Source organism: Streptomyces curacoi (assembly GCF_001513975.1).
GTDB classification, from domain to species: domain Bacteria; phylum Actinomycetota; class Actinomycetes; order Streptomycetales; family Streptomycetaceae; genus Streptomyces; species Streptomyces curacoi.
On sequence record NZ_KQ947997.1, the window covers coordinates 99,917 to 123,394 of the forward strand.

The following is a 23,478-nucleotide window of genomic DNA, read 5'->3' on the forward strand; positions in this document are numbered from 1 at the left end:
GCACGTCCGCCCGGGCCACGTCTGCTCAGGGCACGTCTGCTCTGGGTACGTCCGCTCTGGGTACGTCCGCTCCGGGCACGTCTGCTCAGGGCACGCGCGCGATCAGGTACCGGAACACGTTCGGCATCCACACCGTCCCGTCCCGCCGCAGATGCGGATGCAGCGCCTCCGTCACCTCCTTGTCCACCTGCGCCCGATCGGTCGCCGCGATCGCCGCGTCGAACAACCCCGTCGACAGCAGCCCCCGAACGGCACTGTCGACGTCCGCGTACCCGAAGGGGCACGCCACCCGCCCGGAGCCGTCGGGCCTCAGGCCGGCGCGCTGGGCGACCTCCTCCAGGTCGTCGCGCAGGGCGGGACGCCAACTGCCCGTGCCGCGCAGGGGATCGGCCAACTTGGTGGCGACCCGCAGCACGGACGACGTGGTGCAGCGCTCCGGCGGACCCCAGCCGACGAGCACCACGGGCGCCCCTCGCTCGGCCAGTGGTGTGGCGGCCCCGAGCGCCTCCCCGAGCCCCTCCGAGTCGCCCGCGAGACACCCGATCGGCTCGAAAGAGGTCACCAGGGTGTACGCGGGCGTCTGTGCGCCGGGCGTCTGCGCACCGGTCGCCTGTGCGCCGGTCGCCTCCGGTGGCGAGCTGCCGACGAGCCGGGCGTCCGCACGCGCGCGTGTGTCCCACGCCTCGGGCAGTAACCGCTGCCGTGCCAGGGCCATTCGTTCGGGGCAGGACTCGACGCCGGTGACGGCCGCGCCTCTGGACGCCGCCATCAAGAGGGCGAGCCCGCTGCCGCAGCCGAGCCCCAGCAGCCGGGTGCCCGGGCCCACTTCCAGTCGCTCGTAGACGGCCTCGTAGAGCGGAACCAGCATCCGCTCCTGGATCTCGGACCAGTCACGCGCGCGTGCACACAGGTCCACACGGGGTGTCGCGCCCGCATGAGGTAGGTGCTGCCGCACGAGCGTAGGTGTCATCTAAAGCGCCCCAATCCGACGAGAGTTGCCGCTGTGACCGATTCCGTAGCCCCCGTGACGTGCGCTCGCACTCCCCCCGTATGCCAGGAAACTCCGGCCTCGCTGCGGCGTCCAGGGGGTTGTGAGGACCGGCTGGTGGATTCCCCGCCCCGGTGGCGAGATTTCACATTCCGGCAACCTCGGCCCGTACCATCACGGCCATGGCAAAGGCACCCGTTCTCACGCCTCAGGCGGACGACTTCCCCCGCTGGTACCAGGATCTGATCAACAAGGCGGAGCTGGCCGACAACGGTCCGGTGCGCGGCACCATGGTCATCCGACCGTACGGCTACGGGCTGTGGGAGCGGATGCAGCAGGAGATGGACGCCCGCATCAAGCGAGCGGGCGCCTCCAACGCCTACTTCCCGCTGTTCATCCCGCAGTCGTATCTGACGAAGGAGGCCGAGCACGTCGAGGGCTTCGCCCCCGAGCTGGCCGTCGTCACGCACGGCGGCGGCAAGGAGCTGGAGGAGCCCGTCGTCGTCCGGCCCACCTCCGAGACGATCATCAACGACTACTTCTCCAAGTGGGTGCAGAGCTACCGGGACCTGCCGCTGCTGATCAACCAGTGGGCGAACGTGGTGCGTTGGGAGATGCGCCCGCGCGTGTTCCTCCGTACGACGGAATTCCTCTGGCAGGAGGGCCACACCGCGCACGCCACCTACGAGGACGCCCGGGACTACGCCGCGTACATCCACCAGGAGGTGTACGCCGACTTCATGGTCAATGTCCTGGGGATCGACGTGGTGCTCGGCCGGAAGACCGCGAGCGAGCGCTTCGCCGGCGCCCTCAACACCCTCACCCTCGAAGGGATGATGGGCGACGGCAAGGCCCTGCAGATGGGCACCAGCCATGAGCTCGGCCAGAACTTCGCCAAGGCCTTCAACACCCAGTACCTGTCCAAGGAGGGCCACCAGGAGCACGTCTGGCAGACATCCTGGGGCACCTCCACCCGCATGGTCGGCGGCCTGATCATGGCGCACGGCGACGACAACGGGCTGCGGGTGCCGCCGCGGCTCGCGCCCATCCAGGCGGTCGTCCTGGCGATCAAGGGGGACGAGCCGGTTCTGGCCAAGGTCCGCGAGCTCGGCGACCGGCTGAGCGCGGCGGGCGTCCGCGTCCACGTCGACGACCGCACCGACACCCCCTTCGGCCGCCGCGCGGTCGACTGGGAGCTCAAGGGCGTGCCCGTCCGGATCGAGGTCGGGCCGCGTGACCTGGAGAACGGCACGGCGATGCTGGCGCGGCGGATCCCGGGCGGCAAGGAGCCGGTGGCGCTGGACGCCCTGGTGGCGCAGCTCCCCGCGATCCTCGAAGAGGACCAGGCCCTGCTGCTGCGGCAGTCCCGCGAGCGCCGTGAGTCCCGCACGTCCGACGTGTCGACGATCGAGGAGGCCGCGGAGGCGGCCACCGCCGGCGGCTGGTCACGCATCCCCTGGGCGACGCTCGGCGAAGAAGGCGAGGCCAGGCTGGCCGAGCAGGCGGTGACCGTACGGTGTCTGGTCGCCGCGGACGGGTCGGTGCCGGAGGCCGACGACGCGCCCGGTAACGTCGCGGTCGTGGCGCGCGCTTATTGAGATAGCGCCTGGTGCGACGAGAGCGGCCGAAACGCCTCTTGCGCATCTGCGGACCACAGCCGCACCGGCGTGTGGACAGGGTCTACACGCCGGCGCGTACGTCAGACTACGCACCAGCTTGTTACGAGCTGTGAGGCTTCTCCGCAGATCAGCGCACCCGCCCTCGTCCGGGCGCATCATTCGCAACTGACGGGTACGTGCAAATTATTTGGGATGCCCCGGAATCGGAACACAGCGGCACTCCGGCTCGTTGTCATTACGTGAGCACGACACAGACACCACCTGTTCTCGCCGCAGAGCTGGCACAGGCGTGGGCCGACATTCAGCGGTACCACCCCGAGCTGCCGGATCTCGCCGCGCCAGAGTCCCTGATCGGGGAGTCGTCGTCCGCGTGCGGTCACGAGCTCTCCTTCGAGCGACTGCTTCATGAGGCAGTCCATGGCATCGCCGCCGCACGCGGCGTCCGCGACACCTCCCGGGCCGGCCGCTACCACAACCGCAGATTCCTCGCGATCGCCGAGGAGCTGGGCCTGGACCACCCGGAGGAACCACACCCCAGCAGCGGCTTCTCCCTGGTCACCCTCAACCCCGAGGCCAAGCGCCGCTACCGCCCCACCATCGAACGCCTCCAGCGCGCCCTGAAGGCCCACACCGCAGCGACCTCCGCCGACACCAGCAGGACCTTCCGGGGCCCGGCCGCGCGCCACGGCTCCTCCGGCGGCGGCGTCCGCGTCAAGGCGGTCTGCGACTGCGGCCGCAACGTACGCGTCGTTCCGTCGGTGCTGGCACAGGCGCCGATCGTGTGCGGCGGCTGCGGCAAGCCGTTCCGGATCCCGGAGGTCGTGGGAGCGGCGTGACGGCGTGCCCTGTAGAGCACCGGCATCTCGTGGCTGCCGGTTCTGCGGGGTTGTCGACGCCGGGGGTGCCGTTGCCCAGTCGTACAGCGGCACCCCGCAGTGCGGGGTCGCGCGACCGACCCTCACGGCACCCGGAACGCCGGGTGCCCCTCAGTCATGCCCGGGCACCCTCACGGCCCCCTCGGCGTAAAGCGACCGCGCAGGGTGTGGCACAATGGCTAGCTGTACTCGACAGCCGCACAGGACCCCTCTCTCCTCCGGCTGACGCGTCCATCGGGCACTCGGGTACCGCAACCCCACGCGGCCATCTCGCCGTGCCCAACCACGTCAATTCCAGGAGAACCCACTCCCGTGGCAGTCAAGATCAAGCTCAAGCGTCTCGGCAAGATCCGTTCGCCTCACTACCGCATCGTCGTCGCCGACTCGCGTACCCGTCGTGACGGCCGTGCGATCGAGGAGATCGGCAAGTACCACCCGACCTACAACCCGTCGGTCATCGAGGTGGACGCCGAGCGCGTGGCGTACTGGCTGGGTGTCGGCGCGCAGCCGACCGAGCCCGTGCTCGCCATCCTGAAGAAGACCGGCGACTGGCAGAAGTTCAAGGGCGAGCCCGCCCCGGCTCCGCTGCTCGTCGCCGAGCCGAAGAAGGCGCGCCCGTCGTTCGAGGCCCTTGGCGGCGACGACGAGGGCAAGGGTGAGGCGATCACCCAGAAGAAGAAGGCGGAGAAGAAGGACGAGGCTGCCGCCGAGTCCGCGTCGGCCGAGGCCTGAGCATGCTCGAGGAGGCTCTCGAGCACCTCGTGAAGGGCATCGTCGACAACCCTGACGATGTGCAGGTCGCCTCGCGCAACCTGCGCCGCGGACGCGTGCTCGAGGTCCGGGTCCACCCCGACGACCTCGGCAAGGTGATCGGCCGCAACGGCCGCACCGCACGCGCTCTGCGCACCGTCGTGGGCGCCATCGGCGGCCGTGGTGTCCGCGTCGACCTCGTCGACGTCGACCACGTCCGCTGACGCCGAACGCAGCACCGGCTCGGGCCGGGGAGGGCCACTGGGCCGTCCCCGGCCCGTAGTCGTCCACGAAGCAGTGCCGTAGGCACACGACAGGAGATCTTCGAAAAGTGCAGCTCGTAGTCGCACGGATCGGCCGCGCCCACGGCATCAAGGGCGAGGTCACCGTGGAGGTCCGCACCGACGAGCCGGAACTGCGGCTCGCGCCCGGCGCGGTGCTCCTCACGGATCCCCCCTCGGCAGGCCCGCTCACCATCGCGACCGGCAGGGTGCACAGCAGCCGGCTGCTGCTGCGCTTCGAAGGGGTCACGGACCGCACCGCGGCCGAGGCCCTGCGCAACACCCTCCTGATCGCGGAGGTCGACCCGGACCAGCTGCCCGAGGAGGAGGACGAGTACTACGACCACCAGCTGATCGACCTGGACGTGGTCACCGCTGACGGCGTGGAGGTCGGCCGGATCACCGAGATCTCGCACCTGCCCTCCCAGGACCTCTTCATCGTCGAGCGGCCCGACGGGAGCGAGGTGATGATCCCCTTCGTCGAGGAGATCGTTACCGAGATCGACCTGGAGGAGCAGAAGGCGGTCATCACGCCGCCGCCGGGTCTGATCGACGACCAGGCCGAGATCGCCTCTTCCCGGGACGACAGCGCTGCTGAGGACGACAGCGCATCCGAGGACCACAGCGCCACTGAGGACGACAGCGCATGAGGCTCGACGTCGTCACGATCTTCCCCGACTACCTGGAGCCCCTGAACGTCTCCCTCGTCGGCAAGGCACGCGCGCGTGGACAGCTGAACGTGCAGGTGCACGACCTGCGGGACTGGACGTACGACCGCCACAACACCGTCGACGACACGCCGTACGGCGGCGGACCCGGCATGGTCATGAAGACCGAGCCCTGGGGCGACGCGCTGGACTCGGTCCTGGCGGACGGCTACGAGACGGGCTCCCGCGCGCCCTCCCTCATCGTCCCCACCCCCAGCGGCCGCCCCTTCACCCAGGAACTCGCCGTCGAGCTCTCCGAGCGCCCCTGGCTGATCTTCACGCCGGCCCGCTACGAGGGCATCGACCGCCGCGTCATCGACGAGTACGCCACCCGCATGCCCGTCCACGAGGTGTCCATCGGCGACTACGTCCTCGCCGGCGGCGAGGCGGCCGTACTGGTCATCACGGAGGCCGTGGCACGCCTGCTGCCCGGCGTCCTGGGGAACGCCGAATCGCACCGGGACGACTCCTTCGCACCCGGCGCCATGGCCAACCTCCTGGAAGGCCCCGTCTACACCAAGCCGCCCGAGTGGCGGGGCCGCGGCATCCCGGACGTGCTGCTCAGCGGTCACCACGGCAAGATCGCCCGCTGGCGCCGCGACGAGGCGCTGAGGCGTACGACGGCCAACCGGCCCGACCTCATAGAGCGCTGCGACCCCAAGGTCTTCGACAAGAAGGACCGTGAGATGCTCTCCATCCTCGGCTGGTCGCCCGACCCGGCGGGGGAGCCGTACGGCCGATTTTGGCGCAGGACCCACGGCGTGGAAGAATAGAACGCTGTTGTGCGCTGTCCGGCGTGCGCCCCTGCCACAGGGGGACACGACGCCCGTCCCGACGCGTACGACGCTCATCCAGAACCTCTAGTTCCCGTTGATGACCTGTGGCATCAGCGAAGAAAGCAGACGAAATGTCTCACCTGCTCGACTCCGTCGACTCCGCGTCGCTGCGCAGCGACATCCCGGCCTTCCGCCCGGGTGACACCGTCAACGTCCACGTCCGCGTCATCGAGGGCAACCGCTCCCGTGTGCAGCAGTTCAAGGGCGTGGTGATCCGCCGCCAGGGCGCCGGTGTCCGCGAGACCTTCACGGTCCGCAAGGTCTCCTTCTCCGTCGGCGTCGAGCGCACCTTCCCGGTGCACACCCCGATCGTCGAGAAGATCGAGCTCGTCACCAAGGGTGACGTCCGCCGCGCCAAGCTGTACTACCTGCGCGAGCTGCGCGGCAAGGCGGCGAAGATCAAGGAGAAGCGCGAGAACTGAGCGCTTCCGGGGGCTCGCCCCCACGGGGTTCAAAGCGGGGCCGGATAACATCTGGCCTCGATGGACACCGAAGCACAGCCGACGGAGCGCGACCGCTCCTCCCGCCCTTCCGACTCCGAGGAGATCTCGGACACAGAGGGTCAGGAGGGACGGTCGCGTTTCGCATTGGTGCCGTGGATCGCCGAGCGGCTTCCCGGCGGGCGGATCAGCCTGACCTTGCTGTTCCTGCTGGTCTTCGTGCTGCTGCTCAACACGTTCGTGCTGCGGCCGTTCCAGATTCCCAGCGGGTCCATGGAATCCGGATTGAGGGTCGGGGACCGCGTTCTCGTAAATAAGTTGGCGTACCGTTTCGGTGCCGAGCCGCAGCGCGGCGATGTTGTCGTGTTCGACGGAACCGGGTATTTCGGGGATGCGGACTACATCAAGCGCGTTGTGGGTGTGGGGGGAGACCACGTGGTCTGCTGTGACAAGGAGGGGAGGATCCAGGTGAACGGCCGGTCGGTCGACGAGTCGACGTTCCTGTACGCCGGCGACAGCCCGTCCACGGTGCCCTTCGACGTCGTCGTGCCCGACGGCACCCTGTTCGTCCTCGGCGACCACCGCAGCGCCTCCAGCGACTCCCGCGACCATCTGGGCTCGCCCGGCGGCGGCATGATCCCGGTCGACGACGTCATCGGCCGCGCCGACTGGATCGTATGGCCGACCGCCCACTGGACGCGTCTCCACCGTCCCGACGCCTACGCGCGCGTGCCCGCAGCGGCAGGTGCCCATGGGTAACCGTGGCAAGCCCCGCGGCGTGCCCAGCAGCCCGGCCGACAATCTGCTGCCCACCGGCTCCCGGCGCGCCGCCGGCCCCTCCGGCGGTCGGACGCGCGCCGAGCGGCGCAAGCTCCAGCGCAAGGTCAAACGACGCCGCAGGCGCTCCGCGATCAAGGAGATACCCCTCCTCGTCGGCGTCGCCGTCCTCATAGCGCTCGTCCTGAAGACCTTCCTCGTCCAGGCCTTCGTGATCCCGTCCGGCTCCATGGAGCAGACGATCCAGGTCGGCGACCGCGTCCTGGTCGACAAGCTCACCCCCTGGTTCGGCTCCAAGCCGCAGCGCGGGGACGTCGTCGTCTTCAAGGACCCCGGCGGCTGGCTCAGGGGCGAGCAGACGACCGTCCCGAAGGAGGACCCGGTCGTCGTCAAGCAGGTCAAGGGGGCGCTCACCTTCATCGGCCTGCTGCCGTCCGACGACGAGAAGGACCTCATCAAGCGGGTCGTCGGCGTCGGCGGCGACCGCGTCAAGTGCTGCGACACGCAGGGACGGGTGACCGTCAACGGCATTCCGCTGAACGAGGACTATCTGTATCCCGGCAACGCCCCCTCCACCACGGAGTTCGACATCACCGTTCCGCAGGGACGGCTGTGGGTGATGGGCGACCACCGGGCCGACTCCGCGGACTCCCGCGCCCACCAGAACCAGGACTACGGCGGTACGGTCTCCGAGGACGAGGTGGTCGGGCGGGCCATGGTCATCGCCTGGCCGCTGGGTCACTGGAGTTCCCTGGAGGAACCGAAAACCTACGCTTCCGTGTCCGACTCGGCGGCCGGGTCGACCGCGGCTCCCCAGCTGTCGCATAGGGTTGCTTCCGACGATTCGAACGGAACGATCCAGCTCCCGAGCCCTGCGGAACTCCCGCTCGTTATGGGAGTGGTGGGCCTGCGCCGCGCATGGGGCAGGCAGCGGCACAGAGTAAGGAGTTGGCGTGGGGGATGTGGCGGTTGGCGCACGATCCGGGCACGACGGCGAGGAGCACCGCGGACGCCCCGTGGAAGCAGCCGACCCGGCCGCGGACGGCGCCGTGACCTCAGGGAATGACCCAGGAGCGGCCGGCGACGGCGAGGGGTCGGGTGGGCAGCCCCCGACCGACGGCCAGGGGTCGGGCGGTGCTTCCCCCCAGCCGAAGAAGCAGCGCTCCTTCTGGAAGGAGCTGCCGATCCTGATCGGCATCGCGCTCGTCCTCGCGCTGCTGATCAAGACGTTCCTGGTGCAGGCGTTCTCGATTCCCTCCGACTCGATGCAGAACACCCTCCAGCAGGGTGACCGCGTCCTGGTCGACAAGCTCACCCCCTGGTTCGGCTCCGAGCCCGAGCGCGGCGAGGTCGTCGTCTTCCACGACCCCGACAACTGGCTGGCGGGCGAGCCCACTCCCGACCCCAACGCACTGCAGACCTTCCTCAGCTGGATCGGCCTGATGCCGTCGGCCGAGGAGAAGGACCTCATCAAGCGCGTCATCGGTGTGGGCGGCGACACGGTCGAGTGCGAAGGCACCGGCCCGCTCAAGGTCAACGGCAAGGCGCTGAACGAGGCTTCCTACGTCTACCCGGGCAACACCCCGTGCAGCCAGGACGACACGGGCGGCCAGTTCAAGGTGAAGGTCCCCGAGGGCTACATCTGGGTCATGGGCGACCACCGGCAGAACTCCCGCGACTCGCGTTACAACCAGTCCGACAAGAACCACGGCATGGTCCCCGTCGACAAGGTCGTCGGCCGCGCCATCGTGATCGCCTGGCCGATCAACCGCTGGGACAACCTGCCGGTGCCGGGCACCTTCGAGCAGAACCTGGACGCCCGGTCCGCCGCTCTGACGGCCGCCCCGCAGGGGCTCGCCCTGGCCGGCGCGGTGCCGCTGGTGCTGTGGCGCCGGCAGCGGATCAAGGCGGCCCGGGACCGCTGACCGCCTGACGCGCCTTCCCGGGTGTGGGGAGGCGCTCGCCGCAGCGTCCGCACCCGCGCCGGGAAAGCTTGGGGAAGCTTGGGGAAGCTTTGCCGAGCCTGTGACCTCGGGCGCTCAGGAGGGGCTGCCCGGTGTCGGTACCGCCGGGTAGGGTGCGGATCCATGGGTGGCGAGAGCACGACACGTACGGCGCCGCGTGACGGCGGCGCGAGCAGGGGCCCGGCGGGCGGCCGGACCGGACAGCGGTTGTCCGGGCTGGCCATGGCGCTGGGCCTGGTGCTGTTCCTGGGCGGGTTCGCCTGGGGAGCGGTGGTCTACCGGCCGTACACCGTGCCCACCAGTTCGATGGCGCCGACGATCGACGCGGGTGACCGGGTGCTGGCCCAGCGCGTCGACGGCGGTGAGGTACGCCGCGGTGACGTCGTCGTCTTCACCGACAAGACCTGGGTGACCGGCGCGCCCGTCGTCAAGCGCGTGGTCGCCGTCGGCGGGGACACCGTCGCCTGCTGCACGGAGGGCAAGCTCACCGTCAACGGCAAGCAGATCGACGAACCGTATCTGGCCGACGGCGGCCTGGCCGAGATCCAGGACTTCCCGACGGTGAAGGTGCCACAGGGCAGGCTCTTCCTGCTCGGCGACGAGCGGAGCGGCTCGCTCGACTCCACGGCCCATCTGACGGACGCCGCGAGCGGCACCGTGGCGCGCAGCGCCGTGACGGCCCGGGTGGACGCCGTCGTATGGCCCATGGACGGCATGCTCAAGCGCCCGACGGGCTTCGAGGAACTCGGCGGCCTGTCATCGCCGGGACCGCTGCGGACGATCGTCGCGCTCGTCGTGATGGGCGCCGTGCTGGTCCTGGGCGGCGGGGCGTACGGCCCGGTCGCCAAGCGGCTCGGCGGCCGCTCCGGCTCGCGGACGGAGCCCGCGGGTGCCCGCTGAGGCGGCGGGCGTGGCGAACGGACCCCAGGACGGGACAGAGGTGGGGGAGAGCCCGTACGGCGACTCCTACGACGGTGGGCTGCGGAAGGTCGCGCGCGTGGTGCTGCTCGACCCGGACGACCGCATTCTGCTGCTGCACGGGCACGAGCCGGAGGATCCGGCCGACGACTGGTGGTTCACGCCCGGCGGCGGCGTCGAAGGCGACGAGACGCGCGAGGCGGCCGCACTGCGGGAACTCGCCGAGGAGACCGGCATCACGGAGGTCGAACTCGGCCCCGTGCTGTGGCGGCGGATGTGCTCCTTCCCGTTCGCGGGGCGGCGCTGGGACCAGGACGAGTGGTACTACCTGGCCCGTACGACGCAGACGGCGACCCGGGCGGTGGCCCTCACCGAGCTGGAGCGGCGCAGCGTCGCCGGAGCGCGCTGGTGGACGTGTCGGGAACTTGCCCGGGCACATGAGACGGTGTATCCGACGAGACTCGCCGAGCTGCTGCGGAGGCTGCTCGACGAAGGTCCCCCCGCCGGGCCCGTGACCCTTGACCCCGAAATTGTCTAGGTGCGGACGGGACTGGCGCACAATGGTGGGATCGCACGGCTGAAGGGGAACATGCCATGAGCGCCGAGGACCTCGAGAAGTACGAGACCGAGATGGAGCTCAAGCTCTATCGGGAGTACCGCGATGTCGTCGGTCTGTTCAAGTATGTGATCGAGACTGAACGGCGCTTCTACCTGACCAATGACTACGAGATGCAGGTGCACTCGGTCCAGGGTGAGGTGTTCTTCGAGGTGTCCATGGCGGACGCCTGGGTGTGGGACATGTACCGGCCGGCGCGGTTCGTGAAGCAGGTCCGCGTGCTCACGTTCAAGGACGTGAACATCGAGGAGCTCAACAAGAGCGATCTGGAGCTGCCGGGCGGGTGACGTTCACTCGCGGGGGTGAGGAAGTTGTCCACAGTCGCGGACTTGTCCACCAAGATCCAATAGCTCGCTGAGCTGCCCTCATCGTTGGCGCCGGAGGTGGTGCCGAGATGAGCACGAGCACAAGCAGGGGAAACGCCCGCAGCGCACTGGGCAGGTACGGCGAGACACTCGCCGCGCGGCGGCTGGTCGAGGCCGGTATGACGGTCCTTGAGCGCAACTGGCGCTGCGGCAGGTCGGGTGAGATCGACATTGTGGCGCGGGACGGGGCCGTCCTGGTCGTCTGCGAGGTCAAGACCCGCAGGAGGGGTGCCTTCGAGCACCCGATGGCAGCCGTGACCCCGGACAAGGCGGCCCGCCTGCGGGGCCTGGCGGAGAGCTGGCTCCACGCCCACGGAGGAGCACCGCCGGGAGGCGTCCGCATCGACCTGGTCGGCGTCCTCCTGCCGGAACGCGGCGCGCCCGTCGTCGAGCACGCGCGGGGGGTGGCCTGAATGGGATTCGCTCGTACGTGCGCGGTGGCGCTGGTCGGCGTGGAGGGCGTCGTGGTCGAGGTCCAGGCGGACCTTGAACCGGGGGTGGCGGCGTTCACGTTGGTGGGGTTGCCGGACAAGAGTCTGACGGAGAGCCGCGACCGGGTGCGGGCGGCCGTTGTGAACTCAGGCGCTCAGTGGCCGCAGAAGAAGCTCACGGTCGGGCTCAGCCCGGCATCGGTGCCCAAGGCGGGCAGCGGCTTCGACCTGGCGGTCGCGTGTGCCGTCCTCGGTGCCGCCGAGCGGATCGATCCGCGGGTTCTCGCCGACATCGTGATGATCGGCGAGCTGGGTCTGGACGGACGGGTGCGTCCCGTCCGGGGCATTCTTCCCGCCGTGCTGGCCGCAGCCGACGCCGGCTATGAACAGGTGGTCGTCCCCGAGTGCGCCGCTGCCGAGGCCTCGCTGGTGCCCGGTGTGTCCGTCCTGGGCGTGCGCAGCCTGCGCCAGCTGATCGCCGTCCTCGCGGACGAACCCGTACCCGAGGAGGAACCCGACGAGCAGGGCCGACCGGATCCCCTGCTCGCAGGCCTGCGCATGCCGGGCACCGGCGCGGCCACGGGCATGCACAGCTTGGGCGCCGTCCAGCCCGACCACGGGCACGACCTCGCCGATGTGGTCGGCCAGATCTCGGCGCGCACGGCCGTGGAGGTCGCCGCGGCCGGCGGGCATCACCTCTTCCTGGAGGGACCGCCCGGCGCCGGCAAGACGATGCTCGCGGAGCGGCTGCCGGCCATCCTGCCCCGGCTCAGCAGGGGGGAGTCGCTGGAGGTCACGGCGGTGCACTCGGTGGCGGGGTTGCTGCCTCCGGGCAAGCCCCTGATCGACGTGGCCCCCTACTGCGCCCCGCATCACTCGGCGACGATGCAGGCACTCGTCGGCGGGGGCCCCGGCATCGCGCGACCCGGCGCGGTGTCACTCTCCCACCGCGGTGTCCTCTTCCTGGACGAGACGCCGGAGTTCAGGGGCCAGGCCCTGGACGCCTTGCGGCAGCCTCTGGAAGCCGGGCATGTGGTGATCGCGCGCAGCGCGGGCGTCGTGCGCTTCCCGGCGAAGTTCCTGATGGTGCTGGCGGCCAACCCCTGCCCCTGCGGCCGCTTCTCCCGGACGGACGACGGGTGCGAGTGCCCACCCTCGGCGATCCGCCGCTATCAGGCCCGGCTGTCCGGGCCGCTGCTCGACCGGGTCGACCTCCGGGTCGAGGTGGACCGTGTGACACGCTCCCAGCTGACCGAGCGCGGGGCGCGGGGCGAGTCCACCGCCACGGTCGCCGACCGGGTGCGCGAGGCCAGGGAGCGGGCGTCGGCCCGGCTCGCCGGAACGCCGTGGCGCACCAACAGCGAGGTCCCCGGACGTGAGCTGCGCAGCCGTTGGTACGCCGCGATCGGCGCCATGGACGAGGCGGAACGCAACCTGGAACGCGGCGTACTGACCGCCCGCGGACTCGACCGTGTGCTGCGCGTCGCCTGGACCGTCGCCGACCTCGTCGGTCACGACCGGCCCGACGCGACGGATGTCGCCCTGGCCCTGCAACTGCGCACCGGTGTGCCCCGGGGCGTGCCCATGGCCATCGGGGCACTGACATGAACGCGAGTGAGGTGCCGGACGACGAGCGGCTCGGCCGGGTCTTTCTCAGCCGGGTCATCGAGCCCGGTGACGAGGTCGCCGGACGGTGGGTGCGGGAGTACGGGGTGGGGGAAGTGGTCCGTCGGTTGCGGGAGGGCGTGGAGCCCTTGCCCGGGGTGAGTCACAAGCGGTGGGACGGGCTGCGGGCTCGCGGAATGCGGGCCGAGCCCGGGCGGGATCTCGCCGTGGCCCGGGACGCGGGGGTGCGGTTTCTGTGTCCGGGGGACGTCGAGTGGCCCGGGCAGCTCGATGATCTCGGGGATGCCCGACCGCTGGGTCTGTGGGTGCGGGGGCGGGCCGGTCTGCGGATGTGGGCCTTGCGGTCCGTGGCCGTGGTCGGGGCACGGGCCTGCACCGAGTACGGCGCCCATATGGCGGCCACGCTGGCCGCCGGGCTCGCCGAGCGGGGGTGGGTGGTCGTGTCCGGCGGCGCCTACGGGGTGGACGGGGCCGCTCACCGGGGCGCCCTGGGGGCCGGCGGGGCCACCGTCGCCGTGCTCGCCTGCGGGGTGGACCGGCCCTATCCGCGCGGGCACACCCAGTTGATCAACAGGATCGCGGAGCAGGGGCTCGTCATCGGGGAACTGCCGCCGGGCGACCATCCGACACCCAGCAGGTTCATCGTGCGCAACCGGGTCATCGCGGCGCTGACGCGGGGCACGGTCGTGGTGGAGGCCGCCCATCGCAGCGGCTCACTGGTCACCGCTCGGGCCGCACAGCGGTTGGGCCGGCACACCATGGGCGTCCCCGGCCCGGCCACCAGTGGGCTCTCCGCGGGCGTGCACGAACTGCTGCGCGGGGATGCCGTGCTGGTCACCGATGCGGCGGAGGTCGTCGAACTCGTGGGCGACATGGGAGAGCTGGCACCCGAGCGGCGCGGGCCCGTGCTGCCGCGTGATCTGCTGGAGCCCGGGGCACGCAGAGTGCTGGCCGCGCTGCCCGGTCGTCGCGCGGCCGGGGCGGACGAGGTCGCACGCGGTGCGCAGACCACTCAGGACGACGCGATCGCGAGACTGTACGAACTCCGCTCACTTGGTTACGTCGAACGACACGGCGATGGATGGAAGTTGACACGCCAGGCGATGATCTCCGTCCGCGCCGGTCGGAGTGGCGGTTGACCGAGCGTATTCGGCCGTACGGGGGAACACGGACACCCTTGTGAATTCCCCCAGTTGGGGTGTTCGGGTGATCACGTAGAGCGACCGCTGTGACCCGGCGGGGCGTCCAGCGGAACGTATCTGCGTACGGCTTGCGCTCCGTCCTTCGCGCACCGCGACTCTTCAGTCACGCTACGCTCACGTGGATTCCGGCTCAGACCGGCACCTCGACCCCGCAACAGCATCAGAACGACATCAGACCGACAGCTCCCCCAGGCACCCCCACTTCACGGCAGAACGGCACAAGGCGACGAATGCCCCAGCACACCTCCGGGTCCGACAGGGCGGCGATCCCCCCAGCCGCCCGTGACGGTGGCAGCGTGCGGCCGCCCGCTCCCTCGACGCTCGACGAGCTGTGGCGGTCGTACAAGGCGACGGGGGACGAGCGGCTGCGCGAGCAGCTGATCCTGCACTACTCACCGCTGGTGAAGTACGTGGCGGGCCGGGTGAGCGTCGGGCTGCCGCCCAATGTGGAGCAGGCGGACTTCGTGTCCTCGGGCGTGTTCGGGCTGATCGACGCGATCGAGAAGTTCGACATCGATCGGGAGATCAAGTTCGAGACGTACGCGATCACGCGGATCCGGGGCGCGATGATCGACGAGCTCAGGGCGCTGGACTGGATTCCACGGTCGGTGCGGCAGAAGGCGCGGAACGTGGAGCGGGCGTACGCGACGCTGGAGGCGCGGCTGCGGCGCACCCCGACGGAGGCGGAGGTGGCCGTCGAGATGGGGATCGCGGTGGATGAACTCCATGCGGTCTTCAGCCAGTTGTCGCTGGCGAACGTGGTGGCGCTGGAGGAGTTGCTGCACGTCGGCGGCGAAGGCGGCGACGGGCTGAGCGTCATGGACACGCTGGAGGACACCGCCGCGGACAATCCCGTGGAGGTGGCCGAGGACCGGGAGCTGCGGCGGTTTCTGGCACGGGCGATCAACACGTTGCCCGAGCGGGAGAAGACCGTGGTGACGCTGTACTACTACGAAGGGCTCACGCTGGCGGAGATCGGCAATGTGCTGGGGGTGACCGAGAGCCGGGTCAGCCAGATCCACACCAAGTCCGTGCTGCAGCTGCGGGCGAAGCTGGCCGGCTTCGGTCGTTGACCTGGCCGGACGGGTGTGGGGTCCGCGGAGAGACTCCCGCCCGCGGTGGCGCGTCCGTAAAGTGGTTGGCGTGCCAAGGATTCGAGCGGCCTCCGTGGCCGAGCACCGGTCGATGCAGCGAGCCGCCCTGCTGGACGCGGCTCGTTCCCTGTTGTCCGAGGGCGGTACGGAGGCGCTGACCTTCCCGGCTCTCGCCGAGCGGACGGGGCTCGCGCGCTCGTCCGTGTACGAGTACTTCCGGTCGCGGGCCGCCGTGGTCGAGGAGCTGTGCGAGGTCGACTTTCCCGTGTGGGCCGCGGAGGTTTCGGCGGCGATGGAGCGGCAGGACACGCCCGAGGGCAAGGTCGAGGCGTATGTGCGCCGGCAGCTCGCGCTGGTCGGAGACCGGCGGCACCGGGCCGTGGTGGCGATCTCCGCGAGTGAGCTGGATGCGGGGGCCCGGGAGAAGATCCGGGCTGCCCATGGCGGGCTGGTCGCGATGATCGTCGAGGCGCTGGGGGAGATGGGGCACGCGGAGCCCCGGCTCGCGGCGATGCTGTTGCAGGGCGTCGTGGACGCGGCTGTGCGGCGGATCGAGCTGGGGGCGGCGGAGGAGCCTGCGGCGATTACGGAGGCGGCTGTGGCTATGGCTTTGCGGGGGGTTCGGGGCTGACGTCGGCTGCTGCCTGCTGTCTGCTGCCGGGTGCCGGGTGCGGTTGGGCTGAGGCGACGGTGCTGATCGGGGGAGGGCGTCGAGGCTTCGAGGCTGAGGCCGGGGTGTCGCGCGGCCGGCGCGGCGGGATGCCTCCGCCAAGCTGCTCTTCGAGCAGGGGGTGCGGCTACGACGGCAGCGGCACACCCAGGACCGGCAGCAGTCGCGACGGGCCCCTGTGCAGCAGCCATGGCGGAAGCAGCGACAGGGGGTCCATGTAGGTCTCGCCTCTGCGTAGGCCCCAGTGCACACACGCGGCCGTGCAGTGCGCGCCCGTCGACTCCACCGTCCCCACCACCTCGCCCGCCGCCACCTCGTCCCCCTTCCGCACCGACGCCCGCACCGGCTCGTACGTCGTCCGCAGCGGCGGATCCCCCGTCCCCGTCAGCTCCACCGACACGACCCCCTTCCCGGCCACCCGGCCCGCGAACGACACCCGGCCCGCCGCTACCGCCCGTACCGGTGTCCCGGGCGGTGCCGCGAGGTCCACGCCGCGGTGGCCCCGGGCGTACGGTGTCGCCGGGGGCTCCCAGCCGCGGAGGATCGGGGGCCGTACCCCCACGGGCCAGGCGCGGCCGATCGCCGGCACTGCGGGGTCCGGGGCCGGCGCGCTGGGCGCGCTCATGGCGGTCGGGGTCAGCCGTGGTGCCGGTGCCAGCAGGACGGCCGCCGTCAGAAGCAGCAGCAACACCAGCCGCCCGCACGTCCTCGCCGCCTTCCCACATCGCTTCGTTCGCATGCGAGAACCGTCCCGCACCCCGCCCGATCATGGCCGGGATCTGTGGACAACTCTTCCGTTGTGGACATGGGCGTCACCCGCTGCCCCGCGGGTCCCGTACACTTCTTCTGGCGATCCGGGTCACCGGGTCGACTTCGCACGCCCCGACACGGCCACCGGAAACGGTCCGTGTCAGCGCCCCTCGGTCCTTTGCGGCACGGCGCATGTGGGCGTCAGGCGCGGGAGCCGTCCGGCACTCGCGGCACAACCGAGAACCAAGGAGAACACGGCCATGGCCGTCGTCACGATGCGGGAGCTGCTGGAGAGCGGCGTCCACTTCGGTCACCAGACCCGTCGTTGGAACCCGAAGATGAAGCGCTTCATCTTCACCGAGCGCAACGGCATCTACATCATCGACCTGCTCCAGTCGCTGTCGTACATCGACCGCGCCTACGAGTTCGTCAAGGAGACCGTCGCCCACGGCGGCACGGTCATGTTCGTCGGCACGAAGAAGCAGGCGCAGGAGGCCATCGCCGAGCAGGCCACCCGCGTCGGCATGCCCTACGTCAACCAGCGCTGGCTGGGCGGCATGCTCACCAACTTCTCGACCGTCTACAAGCGTCTGCAGCGCCTGAAGGAGCTTGAGCAGATCGACTTCGAGGACGTCGCGTCCTCCGGTCTGACCAAGAAGGAGCTGCTGGTCCTCTCCCGCGAGAAGGCCAAGCTGGAGAAGACCCTCGGCGGTATCCGCGAGATGCAGAAGGTGCCCAGCGCCGTCTGGATCGTGGACACCAAGAAGGAGCACATCGCCGTTGGTGAGGCCCGGAAGCTGAACATTCCGGTCGTCGCGATCCTCGACACCAACTGCGACCCCGACGAGGTCGACTACAAGATCCCGGGCAACGACGACGCGATCCGCTCCGTCACCCTGCTCACCCGTGTGATCGCCGACGCCGTCGCCGAGGGCCTCATCGCCCGTTCCGGCGTGGCGACGGAAGGCAAGGGCGAGAAGGCCGCGGGCGAGCCGCTCGCCGAGTGGGAGCGCGACCTGCTCGAGGGCGAGAAGAAGGCCGAGGAGGCCCCGGCCGCCGCCGAGGCGCCCGCCGCTGAGGCTCCGGCTGCCGAGGCCCCGGCCGCTGAGGCTCCGGCTGCCGAGGCTCCGGCCGCTGAGGCCCCGGCCGCCGAGGGCGAGCAGGCCTGACACCGTCAGCGTCAGGGTTGACGGCGGGGGCGGTACTGCCACCAACAGCGCCTCCGGCGCGGTGAAGTCCGCTCCCGCCGTTCACCCGTAGGTCGACGGAAGGTCTACGGCTCCCGCTACCCCTTGGGAGCCGTAGACCCCGTAGATCTTCGATCTTCCAGACTTCGAGAAAGATTCACAGACTCATGGCGAACTACACCGCCGCTGACGTCAAGAAGCTCCGCGAGCTCACCGGCGCCGGCATGATGGACTGCAAGAAGGCGCTGGACGAGGCCGAGGGCAGCGTCGAGAAGGCTGTCGAGGCGCTGCGCATCAAGGGCCAGAAGGGCGTCGCCAAGCGTGAGGGCCGCTCCGCCGAGAACGGCGCCGTGGTCTCGATCATCGCCGACGACAACTCCTCCGGTGTCCTCGTCGAGCTGAAGTGCGAGACGGACTTCGTCGCCAAGGGTGACAAGTTCCAGGCCGCCGCCACCGCGATCGCCGAGCACGTCGCCAAGACCTCCCCGGCCGACCTCGAGGCCCTGCTCGCCTCCGAGATCGAGCCCGGCAAGACCGTCCAGGCGTTCGTGGACGAGGCCAACGCCAACCTCGGCGAGAAGATCGTCCTGGACCGCTTCGCGCAGTTCTCGGACGGCTTCGTGCTCGCGTACATGCACCGCACGATGCCCGACCTGCCCCCGCAGATCGGTGTCCTGGTCGAGTTCGACAAGCCGAACGCCGAGGTCGCCAAGGGCGTCGCCCAGCACATCGCCGCCTTCGCGCCGAAGTACCTCTCCAAGGAGGACGTGCCGGCCGACGTCGTCGAGTCCGAGCGCCGCATCGCCGAGGAGACCACCCGCGCCGAGGGCAAGCCCGAGGCCGCGATCGCGAAGATCGTCGAGGGTCGTCTGAACGGCTTCTTCAAGGACGCCACGCTGCTCGGTCAGCCGTACGCGCTCGACAACAAGAAGTCGGTCCAGAAGGTTCTGGACGAGGCCGGTGTCACCCTGAAGCGCTTCACGCGCATCAAGGTCGGCATCTGAGTCCGTACCGCGATCGACGCCCGACCCCGATAGGGTCGAGGCAGGTCGTCCGCGGACGCCGTCACCACGCACGCGCGCGTGACGGACGACAGCAGATCTGACGAGGAGGCCATTGCCGCGCATGGGATGCGAAACACGCCCGAGCCGGCAGTGGCCTTCTTCGTATGTGCACCACGTAACAAAGGCGGGATCTCGATGACCACCAAGGCCCAGAAGAGCGACGACGGCAAAGTACACGGCCGGTTTCTGCTGAAGCTGTCCGGCGAGGCCTTCTCCGGCGGCGGGGGTCTCGGAGTCGACCCGGACGTGGTGCACAAGATCGCCCGCGAGATCGCCGCCGTCGTACGCGACGGGGCGCAGATTGCGGTCGTCATCGGCGGTGGCAACTTCTTCCGCGGCGCCGAACTGCAGGTGCGCGGCATGGACCGGGCCCGCTCCGACTACATGGGAATGCTCGGCACCGTGATGAACTGCCTCGCCCTCCAGGACTTCCTGGAGAAGGAGGGCATCGACAGCCGGGTCCAGACCGCCATCACCATGGGCCAGGTCGCCGAGCCGTACATCCCGCTGCGCGCCGTACGGCACCTGGAGAAGGGCCGCGTGGTCATCTTCGGCGCCGGTATGGGCATGCCGTACTTCTCCACCGACACCACCGCTGCCCAGCGGGCCCTGGAGATCGACGCCGAGGCGCTGCTGATGGGCAAGAACGGCGTGGACGGGGTCTACGACTCCGACCCGAAGACCAACCCGGACGCCGTCAAGTTCGACTCCCTCGGCTACGGCGAGGTCATCACCCGCGACCTCAAGGTCGCCGACGCCACGGCGATCACCCTGTGCCGCGACAACAAGCTCCCGATCCTCGTCTTCGAGCTGCTGGCCGAGGGCAATATCGCGCGCGCCGTCAAGGGTGAGAAGATCGGCACGCTTGTGGGTGATCAGGGCAGCCAGGGCTGACGCCCCGACAGTAAACCCGTCCGGGGGACGGACGGGACGGACCCTGACCGGGGGATGGACAATGTCCTGCCGGTCGGGAACCGTGCAGGAAGAAGACGCGACGCAGCCGGCCGCCGCCCCATCAAGGAACCGCAGCCGGGCCTTACTCAAGACACGCAGGAGCAAGTGGTGATCGAAGAGACCCTCCTCGAGGCCGAGGAGAAGATGGAGAAGGCCGTCGTGGTCGCCAAGGAGGACTTCGCCGCGATCCGCACCGGCCGTGCGCACCCGGCGATGTTCAACAAGATCGTGGCCGACTACTACGGCGCGCCGACGCCGATCAACCAGCTGGCTTCGTTCTCCGTGCCGGAGCCGCGCATGGCGGTCGTGACCCCGTTCGACAAGAGCGCGCTGCGCAACATCGAGCAGGCGATCCGCGACTCCGACCTCGGCGTCAACCCGAGCAACGACGGCAACATCATCCGGGTGGTGTTCCCCGAGCTCACCGAGGAGCGCCGCCGCGAGTACATCAAGGTCGCCAAGGGCAAGGGCGAGGACGCCAAGGTGTCCATCCGCTCCGTCCGCCGCAAGGCCAAGGACGCCATCGACAAGCTGATCAAGGACGGCGAGATCGGCGAGGACGAGGGCCGCCGTGCGGAGAAGGAGCTCGACGACACCACGCACAAGTACGTGGCTCAGGTGGACGAGCTCCTCAAGCACAAGGAAGCGGAGCTCCTCGAGGTCTGATGAACGACTCTTCCTGGGGCGCGCCGCCCGCAGCCGGGCAGGCCGGGTACTGGGGGCCCACCGAGCGTGGACCTGTCCAGGGGGCCGCCCCGGCGGGTCCCGCGTACGATGCGCCTGAGGCGCAGCAGACTCGCCCCATGCCCATCGTGCCCGACGTACCCGCGTATGGCGGAGACCAGGATGACGACCGGGGGGCCGCTCGGCTGAGCGGCCCCTTGTTCCGCCGTCAGCCGCCGCACACGCGGTCTCACGACACGCCGCAGGCGCGGCCCTCCGAGGCGGCGCCGCAGAATCCGGAGCCCATGCCCGACGCCCCGCAGCCGGCGCCCCAGCCGCAGAAGAAGAGCGCGGGGCGCGACCTGAGCGCGGCCATAGGGGTCGGCGTCGGGCTGGGCGTGGTGATCGTCGCGTCGCTGTTCATCGTCAAGGCCCTGTTCGTCGGTGTGATCGCCGTCGCCGTCGTCGTGGGCCTGTGGGAGCTGACCAAGCGGCTGGAGGAGCGCAAGGGCGTCAAGGCACCCGTCGTCCCGCTCGCACTCGGCGGTGCGGCGATGGTCGTCGCCGGCTATGTCCGGGGTGCCGAGGGCGCCTGGGTGTCGATGGCGCTGACGGCGCTGGCCGTACTGGTCTGGCGGATGACGGAGCCGCCGGAGGGCTATCTCAAGGACGTCACCGCGGGTGTCTTCGCGGCCTTCTACGTGCCGTTCCTGGCGACGTTCGTGGCGATGATGCTCACCGCCGACGACGGGCCCTGGCGCGTTCTGACCTTCCTGCTGCTGACGGTGGTGAGCGACACCGGCGCGTACGCCATCGGCTGGCGCTTCGGCAAGCACAAGCTCGCCCCGCGCATCAGCCCCGGCAAGACCCGCGAGGGCCTGCTCGGCGCGGTGAGCTTCGCGATGGTGGCGGGCGCGCTGTGCATGCAGTTCCTGATCGATGACGGGATCTGGTGGCAGGGCCTGCTGCTGGGCCTCGCGGTCGCGGCGAGTGCGACGCTCGGCGACCTCGGCGAGTCGATGATCAAGCGGGACCTGGGCATCAAGGACATGGGCACGCTGCTGCCCGGCCATGGCGGCATCATGGACCGGCTCGACTCGCTGCTGCCCACGGCGCCGGTGGTGTGGCTGCTGTTGGTGCTGTTCGTGGGGTCGGGCTGACGGGTCCACAAGCATCTCGGAACGCATCTGGGAAAGCGTCTGGGAAAGCGTCTGGGAGCCCCCGCTCGTGCCGAGCGGGGGCTCCTCGGCTTGCTGCGCGATGGTGTGCCGGGTCGTCTGGTGGGACGATTCCCGTGTACGCCCGCAAGGCACCTCAAAGGGGGTCTCCATGACCACCATCCGAGAAGTCATCGACATCGACCGGACCCCGGACGAGGTCTACGCGTATGTCACCGACCCCTCCCACCTGCCGGAATGGCAGCTGAGCGCCGTCTCCGCGGATCTGCTCGACGAGGGGCCCGCACACCCCGGCTCCCGGGTCCGGGTCACCCGGCGCATCGGCAACCGCGAGATTCCGATGACCGTGGAGTTCACCGAGCTCGACCCGCCGCGCAGCTGGGAGCTGCACGGCATCGAGGGCCCCGTCAGGCCGCGGGCCCACGGGGAGATCGAGCCGCTCGACGACGGGCGGCGTTCCCGGGTGACGATCGAGCTCGACTTCGAAGGGCACGGGTTCGGCAGGGTCCTGGTGCCCCTCGTCGTGCGCCCGCAGGTCCGCAAGGAGCTGCCGCGCGACGAGCAACTCCTCAAGGACAGGCTGGAGCGCACCACCGACTGACGATCCTGGGACCACTCCTCGCGGCCGATGCCCGCGAGGAGTGGGGCCGGGCGTCCCCGGGCCGTCCGGCGTCGTGCCGGGCGGGACGAGCGCGTTACTGCTGGCCGGGTCCCATCAGGCTGCCCACCAGCTTTGTCAGGGCCGACTCCGGGACGGTTGCGTCCGGTCCGTTGCTGGCGTGCTTCCAGCTCGGGCTCGGCGAGCCTGTGAAACCTGACCCCTTGGTGTCGTTGACACCCTGGAAGATGCCGAAGTCGAGAGGGCCGTCGTCTGCTGAGGCGGGGAGGGCGGCGGTGAGGAGAGCCGCACCGGTGAGGGCGGCAACAGCGATGATCTTCATGCCTGACTCAACGAGGAGACCGCCTTCAGGATGTCCTGCTCTGCCCTTTTATGAACCGATGCTGACGAGGGCGTCGATGTGTAGCTGGTCTTAGGCGGGATCGGGCCGGCAGTCGTTCCAGCGACCGACTCCGCGCCGGCGGGGACGCGACGGTCCCCGCCTCTGCTCGGGCTGCGAGTCGCTCGGGTGGCGCTAGAGCAGCTGGTCCATGATGCGCGGAAGGATTCCCTGCGGGAGATCGGTGTCCGGAGCCTCTTCCGTCATTGTGGGCAGGCTGGGCTTGGAGGCGGCGGCAGGGGCGGGCGTCTTCTGGCCCGTCCGGGGAACCCCGTGGTCCCCGTCTGCCGAGGCTGGGACGGCGGCGGCCAGGATGAGAGTCGCGGCGACAAGCGCGGCGGGAGCGATGATCTTCATGACCCCCTTAACGACGCCTCCGGCGTCAGGGTGCGCCGAGCTGCGGCGATGGTGGGACGGGAACCAGTACCGGCACCCGCGTGGGCCGCGTGATGACGACCGGCACGGCGATGGGTGACCACCGGGCAGGGCTCAGCGCCCGGGTCACCCGAATGGATCTGCGACACT

General features: G+C 70.1%; 28 protein-coding genes. 24 read left to right on the plus strand and 4 right to left on the minus strand.

Annotation, left to right across the window (positions count from 1 at the left end; all coding sequences use genetic code 11):
* Nucleotides 1-85: 85 nt before the first annotated feature.
* Complete coding sequence (locus tag AQI70_RS34735) at nucleotides 86-970, minus strand: class I SAM-dependent methyltransferase (protein ID WP_079051604.1); 885 nt, start codon at nucleotides 968-970, stop codon at nucleotides 86-88.
* 200 nt (nucleotides 971-1,170) lie between these two features.
* Between AQI70_RS34735 and proS the strand changes: the two genes are divergently transcribed.
* From proS to AQI70_RS34825, 18 genes are all read left to right on the plus strand, one after another.
* Entirely contained in the window at nucleotides 1,171-2,586 is a 1,416-nt protein-coding gene (proS, locus tag AQI70_RS34740) for a proline--tRNA ligase (RefSeq protein ID WP_062156426.1), read from the plus strand.
* Between the two features lie 260 nt (nucleotides 2,587-2,846).
* Nucleotides 2,847-3,443, plus strand: a complete 597-nt coding sequence (locus AQI70_RS34745) for a hypothetical protein (protein ID WP_003997568.1) — start codon at nucleotides 2,847-2,849, stop codon at nucleotides 3,441-3,443.
* Nucleotides 3,444-3,794: 351 nt separating this feature from the next.
* Nucleotides 3,795-4,214: a 30S ribosomal protein S16 gene (rpsP, locus tag AQI70_RS34750; RefSeq protein WP_003997567.1), complete on the plus strand. Its 420-nt coding sequence runs from the start codon at nucleotides 3,795-3,797 to the stop codon at nucleotides 4,212-4,214.
* Between the two features lie 2 nt (nucleotides 4,215-4,216).
* Nucleotides 4,217-4,456 carry an RNA-binding protein gene (locus AQI70_RS34755; RefSeq protein ID WP_003973401.1) on the plus strand — a complete coding sequence of 80 codons (240 nt, stop codon included), beginning with the start codon at nucleotides 4,217-4,219 and terminating at the stop codon, nucleotides 4,454-4,456.
* A gap of 107 nt (nucleotides 4,457-4,563) precedes the next feature.
* Nucleotides 4,564-5,163, plus strand: a complete 600-nt coding sequence (rimM, locus tag AQI70_RS34760; protein WP_062156427.1) for a ribosome maturation factor RimM — start codon at nucleotides 4,564-4,566, stop codon at nucleotides 5,161-5,163.
* Nucleotides 5,160-5,993 carry a tRNA (guanosine(37)-N1)-methyltransferase TrmD gene (gene trmD, locus AQI70_RS34765; RefSeq protein ID WP_062156428.1) on the plus strand — a complete coding sequence of 278 codons (834 nt, stop codon included), beginning with the start codon at nucleotides 5,160-5,162 and terminating at the stop codon, nucleotides 5,991-5,993. The genes rimM and trmD overlap by 4 nt, the downstream gene beginning before the upstream one ends.
* A 134-nt stretch (nucleotides 5,994-6,127) precedes the next feature.
* Nucleotides 6,128-6,478: a 50S ribosomal protein L19 gene (gene rplS, locus AQI70_RS34770; protein WP_037886451.1), complete on the plus strand. Its 351-nt coding sequence runs from the start codon at nucleotides 6,128-6,130 to the stop codon at nucleotides 6,476-6,478.
* Between the two features lie 60 nt (nucleotides 6,479-6,538).
* Nucleotides 6,539-7,255, plus strand: coding sequence for a signal peptidase I (lepB, locus tag AQI70_RS34775; protein ID WP_062156429.1), 717 nt, complete (start codon nucleotides 6,539-6,541; stop codon nucleotides 7,253-7,255).
* Nucleotides 7,248-8,339 (plus strand): signal peptidase I, encoded by a 1,092-nt coding sequence (gene lepB / locus AQI70_RS34780; protein WP_062156467.1) that lies wholly within the window; start codon nucleotides 7,248-7,250, stop codon nucleotides 8,337-8,339. Before lepB (AQI70_RS34775) ends, lepB (AQI70_RS34780) begins: the two co-directional genes overlap by 8 nt.
* Nucleotides 8,227-9,198 carry a signal peptidase I gene (gene lepB / locus AQI70_RS34785; protein ID WP_062156430.1) on the plus strand — a complete coding sequence of 324 codons (972 nt, stop codon included), beginning with the start codon at nucleotides 8,227-8,229 and terminating at the stop codon, nucleotides 9,196-9,198. The genes lepB (AQI70_RS34780) and lepB (AQI70_RS34785) overlap by 113 nt, the downstream gene beginning before the upstream one ends.
* Before the next feature lie 162 nt (nucleotides 9,199-9,360).
* A complete protein-coding gene (gene lepB / locus AQI70_RS34790) occupies nucleotides 9,361-10,137 on the plus strand; it encodes a signal peptidase I (RefSeq protein ID WP_062156431.1) in 777 nt (258 codons plus the stop codon).
* Nucleotides 10,138-10,177: 40 nt separating this feature from the next.
* Nucleotides 10,178-10,693, plus strand: a complete 516-nt coding sequence (locus tag AQI70_RS34795; protein WP_062156468.1) for an NUDIX hydrolase — start codon at nucleotides 10,178-10,180, stop codon at nucleotides 10,691-10,693.
* Nucleotides 10,694-10,749: 56 nt separating this feature from the next.
* Nucleotides 10,750-11,058, plus strand: a complete 309-nt coding sequence (locus AQI70_RS34800) for a DUF2469 domain-containing protein (RefSeq protein ID WP_003965949.1) — start codon at nucleotides 10,750-10,752, stop codon at nucleotides 11,056-11,058.
* A gap of 107 nt (nucleotides 11,059-11,165) precedes the next feature.
* Nucleotides 11,166-11,549, plus strand: a complete 384-nt coding sequence (locus AQI70_RS34805) for a YraN family protein (protein WP_062156432.1) — start codon at nucleotides 11,166-11,168, stop codon at nucleotides 11,547-11,549.
* Nucleotides 11,550-13,175 (plus strand): YifB family Mg chelatase-like AAA ATPase, encoded by a 1,626-nt coding sequence (locus tag AQI70_RS34810; protein WP_062156433.1) that lies wholly within the window; start codon nucleotides 11,550-11,552, stop codon nucleotides 13,173-13,175.
* Nucleotides 13,172-14,332 carry a DNA-processing protein DprA gene (gene dprA, locus AQI70_RS34815; protein WP_062156434.1) on the plus strand — a complete coding sequence of 387 codons (1,161 nt, stop codon included), beginning with the start codon at nucleotides 13,172-13,174 and terminating at the stop codon, nucleotides 14,330-14,332. Before AQI70_RS34810 ends, dprA begins: the two co-directional genes overlap by 4 nt.
* 293 nt (nucleotides 14,333-14,625) lie before the next feature.
* On the plus strand, nucleotides 14,626-15,468 hold the full coding sequence (gene whiG / locus AQI70_RS34820) for an RNA polymerase sigma factor WhiG (RefSeq protein WP_003997555.1): 843 nt from the start codon (nucleotides 14,626-14,628) through the stop codon (nucleotides 15,466-15,468).
* A 94-nt stretch (nucleotides 15,469-15,562) separates the two neighbouring features.
* On the plus strand, nucleotides 15,563-16,120 hold the full coding sequence (locus AQI70_RS34825; protein ID WP_003997554.1) for a TetR/AcrR family transcriptional regulator: 558 nt from the start codon (nucleotides 15,563-15,565) through the stop codon (nucleotides 16,118-16,120).
* 166 nt (nucleotides 16,121-16,286) lie between these two features.
* On the opposite strand, the gene AQI70_RS34830 is transcribed toward AQI70_RS34825, so the two are convergent.
* Nucleotides 16,287-16,898, minus strand: coding sequence for a M23 family metallopeptidase (locus tag AQI70_RS34830; protein ID WP_062156435.1), 612 nt, complete (start codon nucleotides 16,896-16,898; stop codon nucleotides 16,287-16,289).
* Between the two features lie 271 nt (nucleotides 16,899-17,169).
* Here AQI70_RS34830 and rpsB point away from each other — a divergent pair, with 271 nt between their 5' ends.
* The 6 genes from rpsB (at nucleotide 17,170) to AQI70_RS34860 (ending at nucleotide 22,556) form a co-directional block, all read left to right on the plus strand.
* The gene (gene rpsB, locus AQI70_RS34835; RefSeq protein ID WP_062156436.1) at nucleotides 17,170-18,078 is read left to right on the plus strand and encodes a 30S ribosomal protein S2; all 909 of its coding nucleotides are present in this window, start codon (nucleotides 17,170-17,172) and stop codon (nucleotides 18,076-18,078) included.
* Between the two features lie 185 nt (nucleotides 18,079-18,263).
* Nucleotides 18,264-19,100: a translation elongation factor Ts gene (tsf, locus tag AQI70_RS34840; protein WP_062156437.1), complete on the plus strand. Its 837-nt coding sequence runs from the start codon at nucleotides 18,264-18,266 to the stop codon at nucleotides 19,098-19,100.
* Between the two features lie 195 nt (nucleotides 19,101-19,295).
* Nucleotides 19,296-20,054, plus strand: coding sequence for a UMP kinase (pyrH, locus tag AQI70_RS34845; protein WP_062156438.1), 759 nt, complete (start codon nucleotides 19,296-19,298; stop codon nucleotides 20,052-20,054).
* 168 nt (nucleotides 20,055-20,222) lie between these two features.
* Nucleotides 20,223-20,780: a ribosome recycling factor gene (frr, locus tag AQI70_RS34850; protein WP_055623354.1), complete on the plus strand. Its 558-nt coding sequence runs from the start codon at nucleotides 20,223-20,225 to the stop codon at nucleotides 20,778-20,780.
* Nucleotides 20,780-21,937, plus strand: coding sequence for a phosphatidate cytidylyltransferase (locus AQI70_RS34855; RefSeq protein ID WP_079051605.1), 1,158 nt, complete (start codon nucleotides 20,780-20,782; stop codon nucleotides 21,935-21,937). The genes frr and AQI70_RS34855 overlap by 1 nt, the downstream gene beginning before the upstream one ends.
* 169 nt (nucleotides 21,938-22,106) lie before the next feature.
* Entirely contained in the window at nucleotides 22,107-22,556 is a 450-nt protein-coding gene (locus AQI70_RS34860; RefSeq protein ID WP_062156440.1) for an SRPBCC family protein, read from the plus strand.
* Between the two features lie 94 nt (nucleotides 22,557-22,650).
* On the opposite strand, the gene AQI70_RS34865 is transcribed toward AQI70_RS34860, so the two are convergent.
* Nucleotides 22,651-22,896, minus strand: a complete 246-nt coding sequence (locus AQI70_RS34865) for a hypothetical protein (protein WP_062156441.1) — start codon at nucleotides 22,894-22,896, stop codon at nucleotides 22,651-22,653.
* A 192-nt stretch (nucleotides 22,897-23,088) separates the two neighbouring features.
* Complete coding sequence (locus tag AQI70_RS34870; RefSeq protein WP_062156442.1) at nucleotides 23,089-23,310, minus strand: hypothetical protein; 222 nt, start codon at nucleotides 23,308-23,310, stop codon at nucleotides 23,089-23,091.
* Between the last annotated feature and the right edge of the window lie 168 nt (nucleotides 23,311-23,478).

Coding starts and splice junctions, on each gene's coding strand:
- AQI70_RS34735 (WP_079051604.1), bottom strand. CDS start 970: ATGACACCTACGCTCGTGCGGCAGCACCTACCTCATGCGGGCGCGACA.
- proS (WP_062156426.1), top strand. CDS start 1,171: ATGGCAAAGGCACCCGTTCTCACGCCTCAGGCGGACGACTTCCCCCGC.
- AQI70_RS34755 (WP_003973401.1), top strand. CDS start 4,217: ATGCTCGAGGAGGCTCTCGAGCACCTCGTGAAGGGCATCGTCGACAAC.
- trmD (WP_062156428.1), top strand. CDS start 5,160: ATGAGGCTCGACGTCGTCACGATCTTCCCCGACTACCTGGAGCCCCTG.
- rplS (WP_037886451.1), top strand. CDS start 6,128: ATGTCTCACCTGCTCGACTCCGTCGACTCCGCGTCGCTGCGCAGCGAC.
- lepB (WP_062156429.1), top strand. CDS start 6,539: ATGGACACCGAAGCACAGCCGACGGAGCGCGACCGCTCCTCCCGCCCT.
- lepB (WP_062156467.1), top strand. CDS start 7,248: ATGGGTAACCGTGGCAAGCCCCGCGGCGTGCCCAGCAGCCCGGCCGAC.
- lepB (WP_062156431.1), top strand. CDS start 9,361: ATGGGTGGCGAGAGCACGACACGTACGGCGCCGCGTGACGGCGGCGCG.
- AQI70_RS34800 (WP_003965949.1), top strand. CDS start 10,750: ATGAGCGCCGAGGACCTCGAGAAGTACGAGACCGAGATGGAGCTCAAG.
- AQI70_RS34805 (WP_062156432.1), top strand. CDS start 11,166: ATGAGCACGAGCACAAGCAGGGGAAACGCCCGCAGCGCACTGGGCAGG.
- AQI70_RS34810 (WP_062156433.1), top strand. CDS start 11,550: ATGGGATTCGCTCGTACGTGCGCGGTGGCGCTGGTCGGCGTGGAGGGC.
- dprA (WP_062156434.1), top strand. CDS start 13,172: ATGAACGCGAGTGAGGTGCCGGACGACGAGCGGCTCGGCCGGGTCTTT.
- whiG (WP_003997555.1), top strand. CDS start 14,626: ATGCCCCAGCACACCTCCGGGTCCGACAGGGCGGCGATCCCCCCAGCC.
- AQI70_RS34830 (WP_062156435.1), bottom strand. CDS start 16,898: ATGCGAACGAAGCGATGTGGGAAGGCGGCGAGGACGTGCGGGCGGCTG.
- rpsB (WP_062156436.1), top strand. CDS start 17,170: ATGGCCGTCGTCACGATGCGGGAGCTGCTGGAGAGCGGCGTCCACTTC.
- tsf (WP_062156437.1), top strand. CDS start 18,264: ATGGCGAACTACACCGCCGCTGACGTCAAGAAGCTCCGCGAGCTCACC.
- pyrH (WP_062156438.1), top strand. CDS start 19,296: ATGACCACCAAGGCCCAGAAGAGCGACGACGGCAAAGTACACGGCCGG.
- AQI70_RS34855 (WP_079051605.1), top strand. CDS start 20,780: ATGAACGACTCTTCCTGGGGCGCGCCGCCCGCAGCCGGGCAGGCCGGG.
- AQI70_RS34860 (WP_062156440.1), top strand. CDS start 22,107: ATGACCACCATCCGAGAAGTCATCGACATCGACCGGACCCCGGACGAG.
- AQI70_RS34865 (WP_062156441.1), bottom strand. CDS start 22,896: ATGAAGATCATCGCTGTTGCCGCCCTCACCGGTGCGGCTCTCCTCACC.
- AQI70_RS34870 (WP_062156442.1), bottom strand. CDS start 23,310: ATGAAGATCATCGCTCCCGCCGCGCTTGTCGCCGCGACTCTCATCCTG.